The organism is Chryseobacterium sp. B21-037 (assembly GCF_028570785.1).
GTDB lineage: Bacteria > Bacteroidota > Bacteroidia > Flavobacteriales > Weeksellaceae > Chryseobacterium > Chryseobacterium proteolyticum.
In genome coordinates this window covers 3,449,380-3,462,566 of the sequence record NZ_JALGCB010000001.1, presented here as the reverse complement: position 1 = coordinate 3,462,566, position 13,187 = coordinate 3,449,380, and the positions used below count along the sequence as shown (strand labels likewise).

Annotated in this window: 7 protein-coding genes; 2 read left to right on the top strand and 5 right to left on the bottom strand. The window is 35.9% G+C overall.

Annotated elements, in window-relative coordinates; genetic code table 11:
- Window positions 1-40: 40 nt before the first annotated feature.
- From MTQ00_RS15340 to MTQ00_RS15320, 5 genes are all read right to left on the bottom strand, one after another.
- The gene (locus tag MTQ00_RS15340; RefSeq protein WP_273650182.1) at window positions 41-2,251 is read right to left on the bottom strand and encodes a TonB-dependent siderophore receptor; all 2,211 of its coding nucleotides are present in this window, start codon (window positions 2,249-2,251) and stop codon (window positions 41-43) included.
- A 335-nt stretch (window positions 2,252-2,586) separates the two neighbouring features.
- Window positions 2,587-4,782 (bottom strand): TonB-dependent siderophore receptor, encoded by a 2,196-nt coding sequence (locus tag MTQ00_RS15335; protein WP_273650181.1) that lies wholly within the window; start codon window positions 4,780-4,782, stop codon window positions 2,587-2,589.
- Between the two features lie 238 nt (window positions 4,783-5,020).
- Window positions 5,021-8,092, bottom strand: coding sequence for a preprotein translocase subunit SecA (gene secA, locus MTQ00_RS15330; protein WP_172281475.1), 3,072 nt, complete (start codon window positions 8,090-8,092; stop codon window positions 5,021-5,023).
- A 117-nt stretch (window positions 8,093-8,209) separates the two neighbouring features.
- A complete protein-coding gene (locus MTQ00_RS15325) occupies window positions 8,210-8,431 on the bottom strand; it encodes a DUF2795 domain-containing protein (protein WP_027382805.1) in 222 nt (73 codons plus the stop codon).
- A 143-nt stretch (window positions 8,432-8,574) separates the two neighbouring features.
- On the bottom strand, window positions 8,575-9,597 hold the full coding sequence (locus MTQ00_RS15320; RefSeq protein WP_273650180.1) for a GDP-mannose 4,6-dehydratase: 1,023 nt from the start codon (window positions 9,595-9,597) through the stop codon (window positions 8,575-8,577).
- An 89-nt stretch (window positions 9,598-9,686) separates the two neighbouring features.
- On the opposite strand from MTQ00_RS15320, the gene MTQ00_RS15315 reads away from it, so the two are divergent.
- Together MTQ00_RS15315 and MTQ00_RS15310 are read left to right on the top strand one after the other, a co-directional pair.
- Window positions 9,687-10,484, top strand: a complete 798-nt coding sequence (locus MTQ00_RS15315) for a DUF2797 domain-containing protein (protein ID WP_273650179.1) — start codon at window positions 9,687-9,689, stop codon at window positions 10,482-10,484.
- A 36-nt stretch (window positions 10,485-10,520) separates the two neighbouring features.
- Window positions 10,521-13,181 (top strand): hypothetical protein, encoded by a 2,661-nt coding sequence (locus MTQ00_RS15310; protein ID WP_273650178.1) that lies wholly within the window; start codon window positions 10,521-10,523, stop codon window positions 13,179-13,181.
- The last annotated feature ends 6 nt before the right edge of the window (window positions 13,182-13,187 follow it).

The window sequence follows — 13,187 nt, the reverse complement described above, 5'->3', positions numbered from 1 at the left end:
GAAAAAAGTTAACCGGAAAAAACCGATTAACCTTTATTTATTAAAATTTATATCCTATTGAAAGTCTGAAATTTCTCGGAGCATCTGCCTGATAATAGTAATAGTTTGCATATGGTGAACCAGAGTAAAGGTATCTGTTAAATACATTGAATACATTTAGACCTACTCTGAACTTCGTGTTTTCCCAAGAAGCCCCAGCATCAAATTTTACATAATCTCCCATCTGTAAGGTGTTTGAACTTCCCCAATTCCAGCTGCTTCTTCCCGCAAGATAAGTACCCCCAAAGCTTAGCCCGAATCCTTCCAGGATACCATCTGTAAATGTATAATTTAGCCATCCGTTAGCCGTGTGTTTTGCAAACCCCGGTACTTTATCTCCTTTATTTGCTTTGGCCGTGGTTTCTGTAAATTTATTTTCAGTGAATGCATAGTTGAAAATAGCATTGAATCCTCTTACAATCTCTCCTTTAAGATCAAACTCTACTCCTTGTACTCTCGTCTTTCCAAGAAGGATGGAATATCTTCCATTTGGATTGTCGGTTTGATCAGGATCTCCTGTGACTTCATTATTTTTATTGATATTGTATAATGATAAAGTAGTGTTCCATTTTCCTGCAAACCAATCTTTTTTTACTCCTATTTCCATATTGCTTCCTGTTAGAGGAGTAGCTGTTGTACCATCTCTGAATAATCCTGCTTGGGGAACAAAAGTTTGATCATATAAAGCATATGCAGACATGCTTTCATTAATAGAATAACTCAATCCAATACGAGGGGTAATTCTATTAGCTTCAGACTTTGTTCCGTAATTGATTTCTTTTACAGTAGTATAACGGGCAGCAAGAGTTAATCTTAAAGCATCATTAAAAAAACCTAATTCATCCTGTAAATACAAACCAGTATAATTTTGATCTATAGTACTTCCTGCACCTGCTCTGGTTGAAAGGGGCTTACTTTTATCAAATGGTTTATAATTCTCGGTATTATTGGGTCCGGAATATGTATTTATTCCATTGATATCATAATTACCAGTATTGGTATTGTACCAATAGTTGTGATCAGCGACAGAATTTTTATCAGGATCAAAATCTCCGTTAGCATTGTACTTATCCAGATTATATCCCTGAGACCAGTCTGCTATATATTTTTTACTTCCTAAGTCAAGACCTGCTAAAATTTTGTGAGAAACAGATCCTGTTTTAACGTAACCGTTTAAAAACACCTGTCCGAATTTCATTGTGTTATCAGCTTCCCAATAGTTTACACGACGGATCATGTATCCATTTTCGAAATTACTTGGCCAAATGTCACTACCCATAGTATATTCGTTTACATAAGTTAGCTGAGAAGTTAATTTCCAATTATTATTGAACTTATGCTGTAAGTTAATATTTACGGTATTGTTATCTACTTTTGTAGGGTCAATGCTTGGATCAGTTACGGTATATCCAACTGGCTTCGCTCTATAACCTTCAAAAGAGAAAACATAAGCGGAACCAACTTCAGACATTTTAGCCTTCTGATAAATATATTCTGCTGTTAATGTAGTTTTATCAGAAAGATTAACTTTTAATGAGGGATTAATAATGTACCTGTCATTAAATTCATAGTCTCTGAAACTGTTCTTATTCTGAGCCATTAAATTCAATCGGAACGCTACTTTATCGGTAATTTTCGTATCAATATCGGTCTCTCCTCTGTACATATTAAAGCTTCCAAGTGTTACTCTGGCACTCCCGTTCAATGATTGTCCGGTAGGCTTTTTGGTAACGATATTATAAATACCGCTTGGTTCACCATTTGACATCAGGAAACCGGAAGGGCCTTTGATGAACTCAATATGATCTACAAAGCTCATGTCCTCACTCAGAGGTCCCCAGTTTGAAGTGACATTTACCCCATTCATAAAGGCAGCTGCTCTTGAACCCCTCATGTTAACTCTGGTATACATATCTCCCCAGTGTTCTAACCTTTGTGCTCCGGCAACATTTCGTAATACACCATCGCTTAATGTGGTTACCTGCTGATCTTCTAAAGCCCTGTTCGTAATAATAGAAATGTTTTGAGGAATTTTGATAAGCGCTTCATCTAAACGCATTGAAGAAGAACCTTCTTTTTCTACATATTTTTTATAGTACTTACCGCTTACTACAACCTCTTCAATATCGTTTGATTTAATCGTATCTTTTTTTTCCTGAGCAAATACCATCACAGTTGATAATAAAGCAGCTCCTATTATTACTCTTTTCATTGTTTATAAGATCCTTATGTGTGTTGAATTATTTTGTTAAAATTTATAAGTCAGACGATTGATGATAACACCGTTGTTCTTTTTGAACATACCGGCTTGATATTTCAGCGCCTTGATTGATTATGATCTAACTGTAGATTATAATTTGTTAACTAAAAATTTTTGCAAATATATTGTTTTTAATTATTCTAAATAAATTAGAGTATTGATATTTATCATAAAAATGTTATTTGAAGAATAATAAAAGCCATTTCATACTAAATGAAATGGCTTTTATTGTAATGCTAATTATAATTTAAATAGAAGAATTTGCTTCTTTTGAGGTAAAAGTGATATTAAAATTTATAAGTAATACTTCCCAGAATATTTGCTATAGGCTGGGCGTTTGCAGTCGTATATCCATTCCAGTAATGCTCATTTGTAAAATTGTCTACCTTAACTCCTATTCTGAATTTCTTTGTATCGTAAAATGCATTGGCATTTAATACCAGATATTTCGGAAGTATAAATGTTCCCATAGTAGTAGAGTTTACGATTTTATTATCACTCGCGTAATTACCTCCTACACCAAAGCCCAGTCCTTTTAAACCTCCATCTAAGAACTGATAGCTTGCATTAAAATTAACCAACCATGGAGATGATGCCGTTGACGGCCTTCTTCCTATAACCGTATTGTCTGCTTCAGTGTATTTCATATCATTGTAGCTTACTCCGGCGATTACAGAGAAACCTTTGATCAGGTAAGCATTGGCTTCTAATTCGACACCCTGACTTGTTAATGATCCGGCCTGGTTTTGTACAGCCTGCCCGGTTCCTGTCATTTCACCTGTATTAAGAAGGGTGTTCTTTACTTTGATATTATAATAACTTAAAGTAGTAGTAACTCTTCCTTTTATAAGATTCGTTTTGATTCCTCCTTCAAATTGATTGGCTCTTTCAGGAGTAGCTAGGTTGATGTTTCCTGCTTTATCTGAGGTATAATAACCATTACTTGAAAAACTATTTTGATAGTTTCCAAAAACGGAGAACTTGTCCGGAAGTATCTGATAGACAACTCCGAATTTTGGAGACCATGCTCCCTGATTGTAGGAAGAAGCAATGTTTGGTCCTATAATACCACCTTTATAAGCAACACTTTCATATCTTAATGAAGTTAAGATGTTTAACCCGGGCAATGGAGTAATTACATTAGAAATATAGCCGCTGTAGATATCTTTTTTACCGGCACTTTTATAGGTATTGTTTTTTTCAAAATCTTGCGTACTTTGAAGGTTTGCATATATTTCGCTCAGTGTTTGACCATTCATGTTGGAATAATTTCCTCCAAATGGGACCCAATCAAAATTTGTGAACATAAAGAATTGGTTATCATTTATCCTCATATAATCAAAACCGGCTACGGTTCTGTTTCTTACGCTTCCGATTTTAAAATCAGCATTGAAATTCTGCTGAAGTTGGAAATATGTTCTTTTACTGTCTTTGGTAGACTGATCGGCTCTAGTAATTCCTATTTCTGAACCATTATTGGGGTTGGGAGCAAAGTAGAAATAAGGATTGAACCCGTCAGAATAAGAATAGGAAGTACTTACATTGGTAGAGGATTTGATAAAATCATTGATCTTATAATTTACCTGCCCGAAAAAATTTCTGGCTTTTGCTGTTGTTTTAAGATCGTTCCCTGTGTATGTTTGCTTGTAATCATATCCTAGCTTTTCCATTTTATCCATGCTGTCAGCTCCCAGTTGTGAACTTGGAAAATAAAAAAAGAAAGCGGTTTCAGGATACGCATTAGTCTCAAACATTTCCAATTCTGCATTGATCTCTAGTTTGTCTGTAGGGCGATAGGTAAGGGAAGGAGTAAATGCATAAAAGGAGTTTTTTGCATTTGGTCTTTGAAAAGTTCCCTGATTGGTATAAGCTGTATTTAATCTGAATAGCAGTTTTTTATCGTTGGTAAGTGGTGTATTTACATCGGCTTGTACCCGGTAGTAGTTATAACTTCCGCCAGCCAGAGAAACTGCTCCTGCAAATTCTTCAAAAGGCTTTTTTGTAATTCTGTTTACTACTCCCCCATATGAAGTTACATTACTCCCGAAGAGGGTAGCAGAAGGTCCTTTTAATACCTCTATTCTTTCTACATTAATAGCATCCATAGATGTGGTGATCGGAGCGACCATTCCATTTCTGATAGAGTTTCCGGCTACAAAGCCCCTTAAGTTAAGATAGATTCCGCCATCACCGGCTCTGTTGGTAGCACTCCACATTTTTTGGGCACCTGCGACATTTCTGAATGCATCATCCACGGTAAATAATAATTGATTTTCCAGAACACCTTTATCAATTGAAGAATATACCTGTGGATCTTCTATAGCTTTTAACGGCATTTTATTAGAATAGTCACTGTCTTTTTTGATATAAGTACTAATGATGACTTCATCAATACTTTTGGTTTTGGTATCTGCCGTGTCTTTTTTTTGTGCAAAAGTTAACATTGAGCCCAGCATTGAAACACCAATCAGTACATTTTTCATGAAAGCATTTTTTTTTGCAAATATATTGTTTTTAATTATTCTAAATAAATCATAATGTTGATATTTATCACGTAAATCTTATTTAGAAGATAATAAAAAAGCCTTTTTAACTTTTTAGTTCGGATGGGACGATGTTTTTCCCAGATAGTAGCTTTTAATTGTATGAATTATTTATTTTGAGCAAAAAAAACCGCAACAAGTTTACTTGTTGCGGTTTTTCGTATGTATTAATTATTTCTTATGCTGGGATTTCTCCTTTGTACAAGAAAGAAATAATTTCTTTATTCATTTTGTCTACCATTTCACTGAACAGGTGGAAAGATTCTTGTTTATAAATTACAAGCGGATCTTTTTGTTCATAAACAGCTCCTTGTGAAGATCTTCTTAAGTCATCCATTTCACGTAAGTGAAGTTTCCAGTTTTCATCGATGATTGATAACGTAATATTTTTCTCGAAATCGTTGATCAGCGTATCACACTGGCTTTCAAAAGCATCTTTAAGATCCGTAACAATTGTAAGCGTCTTATGTCCATCTGAGAAAGGAACCTGAATCATTTTGAACATTGAACCCTGATTTTGGTATACATTTTCAATGATAGGGAATGATTTCTCCTTCAACAGATTCAACTTCATCTGATAATCTTCCTGTGCTGCTTTGAAAAGGATATTCGTAAGATCCTGAACAGATTTGTTACCGAAATCACTTTCAGAAACAGGAGAACCCATTGTGAAATGTTTGATGACTTCAAATTCAAAATCTTTGAAACTGCCATTAGCTTTACCTTTGGCTGCAATAGAATTGGCAACGTCAAAGATCATATTGGTAATGTCATACTTCAGGTGATCTCCGAATAATGCGTTCTTTCTTCTTTTATAGATTACGTCACGCTGCTTATTCATTACATCATCATACTCAAGAAGTCTCTTTCTGATTCCGAAGTTATTTTCCTCTACTTTTTTCTGAGCTCTTTCAATAGACTTGCTGATCATAGAATGCTGAATCACTTCTCCTTCTTTATGACCCATTCTGTCCATCATCTTGGCAATTCTTTCAGATCCGAACAAACGCATCAGATTATCTTCAAGAGATACATAGAACTGGGAGCTACCAGGGTCACCCTGACGTCCTGCTCTACCTCTTAGCTGTCTGTCAACACGTCTTGAATCGTGTCTTTCGGTACCGATAATTGCTAAACCTCCTGCTTCTTTTACTTCTTTGGAAAGTTTAATATCCGTACCACGACCTGCCATGTTGGTTGCAATGGTTACCACTCCCGGCTGTCCTGCTCCAGCTACAATTTCCGCTTCCTTCTTGTGAAGTTTTGCGTTCAATACCTGGTGTGGGATCTTTCTTAGCTGAAGTGCTTTGGAAAGTAATTGAGATATTTCAACAGAAGTTGTACCAACCAGAACAGGTCTTCCTGCTGCTGTTAGGCTTTCCACTTCTTCAATAACTGCGTTGTATTTTTCTCTGTTGGTTTTATATACCAGATCCTGTCTGTCATGTCTTAAGATAGGACGGTTGGTAGGGATAACCACAACATCTAATTTGTAGATTTCCCAAAGCTCACCCGCTTCCGTTTCTGCTGTACCGGTCATCCCCGCAAGCTTATTGTACATACGGAAATAGTTCTGAAGCGTTATCGTCGCAAAAGTTTGAGTAGCAGCCTCAATTTTTACATTTTCTTTCGCTTCGATTGCCTGGTGAAGACCATCTGAATAACGACGTCCTTCCATGATACGTCCTGTTTGCTCATCAACGATTTTAACTTCACCATCAATTACTACATATTCATCATCTTTTTCGAACAATGTGTATGCTTTTAATAATTGGCTCATCGTGTGAACACGCTCGGATTTTTCAGCGAAATCAGAGAATAATTTTTCTTTAGCCTCAAATTCTTCTTCTTTAGATAAATTTTTAGCCTCCAGTTCTGCAATTTCAGTTCCGATATCAGGAAGAACAAAGAAGTTAGGATCTGAGTTTCCTTGTGACATATACTCTACCCCTTTATCTGTAAGATCTACCTGATTGTTTTTTTCTTCAATTACAAAATACAGATCTTTATCTACGATCGGCATATCACGGTTGTTATCCTGCATGTATTGCCCCTCAACTTTTTGAAGCAACGCCCGGTTACCGCTTTCCGATAAAAATTTAATCAATTGTCTGTTTTTCGGAAGACCTCTGTAGGCCTGAAGCAATTTAAAACCTCCTTCTTTCGTATTTCCTGCAGCAATTAATTTTTTTGCTTCATTGAAAATTGTTGAAACAGTTTTTTTCTGTACCTCTACAATTCTGTCGATAGAAGGTTTTAATACATCAAATTCCTGTCTGTCTCCCTGAGGTACAGGACCTGAAATAATCAAAGGTGTTCTTGCGTCATCTACCAATACGGAATCTACCTCATCCACGATGGCAAAGTTCAATTCTCTTTGTACCAGTTCTGAAGGTGAAGTCACCATGTTATCTCTCAGGTAATCAAAACCGAATTCGTTATTGGTTCCGTAAGTGATATCCGAGTTATAGGCTTTTCTTCTTCCGTCTGAATTCGGCTGGTGGTTATCGATACAGTCGATGGACATTCCATGGAACTGATAAAGAGGTCCCATCCATGCGGAGTCCCTTTTAGCAAGGTAGTCGTTTACGGTAACTACGTGAACTCCTCTTTCCGGAAGAGCATTTAAATAAATAGGTAATGTTCCTACCAGGGTTTTACCTTCACCGGTTGCCATTTCGGCAATTTTACCGCTGTGAAGAATAACCCCTCCGATAAACTGAACATCATAATGGACCATATCCCAAACTACAGGAGTTCCGGCTGCATCCCAAGAGTTTTTCCAAACGGCTGTATCTCCCTGAATTTCTACGAAATCTTTAGTTGCTGCAAGTTCTCTGTCTGTCGCAGTTGCTGTTACGCGGATCTCTCCGTTCTCTGCCCATCTTCTTGCTGTCTCTTTTATCAATGCAAAAGCTTCAGGAAGAATCTGGCTAAGAACTTTTTCTTCAATTTCGTATGATTCTTTTTTAAGAGATTCAATTTTTGAGAAAAGAGCTTCTTTTTCATCAACATTCGTTGAGTTTTTTATCTGCTCTTTTATTTGTTCTATTTGCGCTGTAATGGTACTTGTTGCTGATTTGATCTTATCTTTAAACTCAGCAGTTTTTTCTCTTAAACCATCATCACTCAATTGCTGAATGGTAGGTTCAACAGCTTTGATTTTTGTTACAACTTTTTTTACTTCTTTTAGGTCCTGCGCTTTCTTGTCTCCCAAAAACCCCTTAAGAACTTTATTTAAAAAACTCATAAAATTTTGATTTAGGCTCAAAACTTAAGCCTTGAGCATTTTAATTATTACACCTTAGCGGGTGCTTATGATATATCTAAAAAAGCTTTAAACACAGAGCTTAAAGCCTTTTACAGTTTAATATTCGTCTTCATTCCAAAGGTAATCCTCATCAGTAGGATAATCACTCCAGATCTCATCAATGGCGTCATAAATTTCTCCTTCATCTTCAATAGCCTGAAGGTTTTCCACTACTTCCATTGGGGCACCAGTTCTGATTGCATAATCAATAAGCTCTGCTTTTGTCATTGGCCAAGGTGCGTCACTTAAATACGAAGCTAATTCTAATGTCCAGTACATAATTTTTCTATTTTTTTTGCAAAAGTATAAAAATAGGTTATATAATAAACTTTTTTATACCTGATTTTCAATTCTTTTTATTAACTTTTGTTCACTACAGGCGTTATTCCCTTAATATAAGGATGCCTGCAACTTACTTGTTGTCATTTTCTCAAAAACCATTCCATAAATTTTTTTATGCCATTTTGGAAGTCTGTGGCTGGTTTGTAGCCAATTAATGTCCGGGCTTTTGTGATATCTGCATTGGTTTTTATGACATCTCCCGGTTGCATCGGCAGCATTTTCTTTGACGCCGTTTTACCAAGTGCTTTTTCTATGGCGGAAAGCATATCCGATAAACAGATGACTTCACTTTCTCCCAGGTTGATGATCTCGTATATTTTGGTGTTTTTTTCCAGATAATCGATCGATTTAATAATACCATCGATAATATCATCGATATATGTATAGTCTCTCGCTGTATTTCCATCTCCATAATAGGGAATTTCCTGGTTTTCAGAAATTAATCGGGTGAACTTATGTATCGCCAAATCGGGTCTTTGTCTGGGACCATACACCGTAAAAAACCGAAGTTGTATCATATCGATATCATAAAGATGATGGTAAACATGTCCGAGGATCTCACAGCACTTTTTGGTAGCAGCATAAGGGGAAATAGGATTGTCTACGTTATCTGTTTCGGAAAAAGGAATCTTAGTGTTGTTTCCGTAAACACTTGAAGAAGAGGCGCAAATGAACTTTTTAATGTTGAACTCATTACACAGCTCCCAAAGATTCATTGTTCCTTTTACATTCACTTCTTCATATTCAAGAGGTTTTTCGATAGAAGGACGCACGCCGGCAAGTGCAGCCAGGTGAATAACCATATCAATCTCATGATTGCGGAATATTTCTTCAAGTTTATTTTTATGCCTGATATCCTGGAAATATAACGTGTAATTATCTGACTGAGTGGTGATAATTAAATTTTTAATATCACTTTCCTTATCTGAAAAATCAAAATCCAAAGTTTTACCTACAGATTCTAATGTATTTTTAATTTTTATCTGATAATTATAAAAATTATCAAAGTTGTCTACGTTTATGACAGAATGTCCATTTTTCAACAGGGATTCTATCAAATGAGAACCGATAAATCCACTTCCTCCAGTTATAAGATACCTCATTCGTGTTTTTTTATTAGCACAAAAATATAAAATTTACTACTTGAAAATATAATCATTAAATTTACTTAAAAAAGTAATATAAAGTTAATATGCAGTTTCAAGGGCAAATTTTAAAAATGACGAGCTATGATGATCAGCCGATTCAGTACTATCTTAATCTTTCCGGGGACCTCATTCACATGAATGAATTGTTCGGAAAAGAGCTGACCATAAGACATACAGGGTTTCAGTGTGTAAACTGTGGAGAAAATAAACCCATATACAGAATGGGTTTCTGTAAAAGCTGCTTTTTTGAAAGCCCATATGCAAGTGACACTATTATCCGTCCCGAACTTTCAACCGCTCATTTGGGAGTAGCAGAGCGTGACCTGGAAATAGAAAAAGAAATCCAGCTGCAACCGCATACCGTATATTTAGCCTATACAGGAGATGTGAAAGTAGGAGTGACACGAAATACCCAGATCCCAACAAGATGGATCGATCAGGGCGCAACTTTTGCTTTACCTATTGCCAGGACAGAAAACCGCTATGAAGCGGGAATGATAGAAGTTGCATTAAAAAATCATTTACCGGATAAAACCAACTGGAAGAAAATGCTTCAGGATGATTTTGAAGGAGAGCTGGATCTGGCGGATTTTCAGCAGAAAATAAAACAGTATTTTCCTGATGACTTTCAGAAATTTTACAGTGAAGGAGAAGAACTTTGGAAATTTGATTACCCTTTTGACAAGCCGGAAAAAGTCAGCTCATTTACGCTGGATAAAAAGCCTGAATTTACGGGAAAGTTAACCGGGATAAAAGGACAGTACTTAGGATTCCAGGGAGGAGATTTTATAAATGTAAGAGGACATGAAGGGTATGTAATAGAGTTGAGTGTAAAAAATTAATGTTATATTTAGATATAATTACCTGAAATCGCAAATATGAAAAAATGGGTTAAAAAGCTATTGATTAGCCTGGGAGTATTAGCTGTCATTTTTTTGCTGGCTAACCTCGGATTAAATATCTGGCTTAAAACCCAGCTTCCTAAATATATCAAGAACAATACAGATTATAAGGTTTCCTACAAGAAGCTCGATGTGGATTTGGGAAGTGGAAATATCCTGGCCCAAGGAATAACAGTTAATAGTAAAAACCCACAAAATACGGATGTGATAGGTCTGCAAGGGACAATAGATACCTTGAAGATCAGTAGATTCGGGATTTATGATGCCTTATTTAATAAGAAGATCAGTTCAAAGGATCTTTCGTTGGTGAAACCCAATCTGAATATTACGCTTGCTAAGCCCATAGATAAAAAGACAGGAAAGAAGCGTAACCCGGTGTTGTTTGAGAATATACGGATCAACAACGGGAACATTAACGTATTCAGACACACAAAACAAAAGTTTGTAGGAGTTAAGGAGTTTAATTTATTTGTCGAAAACCTTCAGATGACTGAGGAGTCTGTAGAAGACAAATTACCCGTGGTGTTTGATCGGTATGATATCAAAGGAAAAGATTTTTTCTTTCGCCCGGATAATATTTATGCCATAAAAATCAACAAAATAACAACCACAAACGGGCAAATGCGGGTAGAAGATTTTAAGCTGTTGCCGTTATTGACTATCAATCAGTTCAAAAGATTTTATCCCCAGAAAAATAAATTATTCCAGTTCAACATTCAGAGAATGGAATTTAAGGATGTTGTTTTAAAGAAAAATAATATTTCTCTTGCTAATGCAAGCCTCCTTGATCCGATATTGCTAGTATATGATACCGGAGCTCCGGCCCCAAAAAAAGGTAAACCTTTCAGTTTTGAAGTGAACCTCGAAGATGTTGTATTGAGAAACGGTGAAGTACGGATTATTAAACCGGATGGTAATAAACTTTTGTCTGCTCAAAGTTTGAACCTTAATATCAATAAGTTTGTATTTAATAAAGAGTCTGCTGAGAATATTATTCCTGTAGGGTATAAAAATTTTAACTTTTCCGGCAGAAATATTTATTATGCGGGCAAGCAGAATATTAAGGTTAGCAGCATTGCACTAAACCCAAAGAGTGGAGAGATAAGAGATATTACTGCATTACCAACAGATTCAAAAACATCAATGGATCTTAAGGCGAACCATGTTGCTTTTAATATCAACAAATGGGAATTTATCGATAAAAAACTTAATCTCGATATTAAAGATATCCTGGTGAATGGAGTGCATGGTACAATAAAAACCCGTGAAGTCGCTCAAAAGCAGAAATCTGAAATAAAGGGAATTCAGTTTCCTGTCATCGTAAGAAAGGTAATTGTAAAAAACTCAAATATCATTTATGAGAAAGGAAATCAGCCGTTAAGTTTTAATGATCTGAATGCTACAATAAATGGAATAGAACTTAAGCCTAAAGCAAATAATGAAGGCATTGGATTAACGGTAAAAGATTATGGGCTTACAACAAAGAACTTTGCTTACAGGACGAAGTTTTATAACATGAGTGTTGCTTCTTTGAATGTCAGTAAAAACAAAGTTCAGATCAGTAATTTTGTCATGAAGCCTCTTGTATCAAGAGCGCAATTTATTAAAATGATTCCTGTTGAAAGAGATTTGTATGATCTGAAAGCGGGTCAGATTACCGCGGAAGGGAATTGGGATTTATTTTCCGGCAATAAATTTATTAATGCTTCCCATGTTGTCATTCAATCTGCTGATGCCAATATTTTCAGGAGCAAGATTCCTGCAGACGATCCAAAAGAAAAACCTTTGTATTCAAGGATGCTTCGGTCTATAAAAATACCAATGTATATTAATAATCTGGACTTAAAGAATTCTGTTTTGGTGTATGAAGAAGATACGCCTGAAAGTTCAGGACCTGGAAAACTGACATTCAGTAACTTTAATATGAATGTCAAAAACCTTAATTCAGCAAAGTTGAAAGGAAAACCTACCCAGGTGCATATTAAAATAGACTGCTCATTCATGAACCTTGCTCCTTTGGGAGTTAACTGGAATTTTGATGTCGCCAATCAGCATGATGATTTTACAATTTCAGGAAAGGCTGTTAATCTTCCTGCGCAGGGAATCAATCCTTTTATCCGGCCATATCTTCATATAACAGCTACAGGAACCATACAGGAGATGCTTTTCAATTTTAAAGGAAATCCTGCAGGACTTGGCGGAACTTTTAACCTGAAGCATAAAGATCTGAAAATTGCCATCTTAAATAAAGAGAATAAGGAAAAGAAAGGGTTTTTAACTGCGGTAGCGAATTTGTTTATCAAATCAAATTCTGGGCAGTTTCCGGAATCTGTAACAGTGGAAAAAGTAGAACGGGATCCTACCAAATCCTTTTTTAATTTATTCTGGAAAGGGATTCAGGAAGGGCTGAAGAAAACGCTGATAGGAGTTAATACGGATAAAGCTAAAAAAGCAGTTAAAAAGACAGTTGCGGCAGTGAATGATGTTAAAACAAGTATTAAGGATATAAAACAAACCGTATCAAGTGATCATAAGGAAGAACTAAAAAAAGAAGATTCTCCTCAGGCTGAAGAAGAAAAGAAAAAAGGATTTCTGAAAAATGTTTTTAAGAAAAAGGAAAAGCCCGAAAAAGAATAATTCCGG

Excerpts from the sequence above, each read along its gene's own strand:
- MTQ00_RS15335 (WP_273650181.1), bottom strand. The coding sequence starts at position 4,782 with ATGAAAAATGTACTGATTGGTGTTTCAATGCTGGGCTCAATGTTAACT.
- MTQ00_RS15320 (WP_273650180.1), bottom strand. The coding sequence starts at position 9,597 with ATGAGGTATCTTATAACTGGAGGAAGTGGATTTATCGGTTCTCATTTG.
- MTQ00_RS15340 (WP_273650182.1), bottom strand. The coding sequence starts at position 2,251 with ATGAAAAGAGTAATAATAGGAGCTGCTTTATTATCAACTGTGATGGTA.
- secA (WP_172281475.1), bottom strand. The coding sequence starts at position 8,092 with ATGAGTTTTTTAAATAAAGTTCTTAAGGGGTTTTTGGGAGACAAGAAA.
- MTQ00_RS15310 (WP_273650178.1), top strand. The coding sequence starts at position 10,521 with ATGAAAAAATGGGTTAAAAAGCTATTGATTAGCCTGGGAGTATTAGCT.
- MTQ00_RS15315 (WP_273650179.1), top strand. The coding sequence starts at position 9,687 with ATGCAGTTTCAAGGGCAAATTTTAAAAATGACGAGCTATGATGATCAG.
- MTQ00_RS15325 (WP_027382805.1), bottom strand. The coding sequence starts at position 8,431 with ATGTACTGGACATTAGAATTAGCTTCGTATTTAAGTGACGCACCTTGG.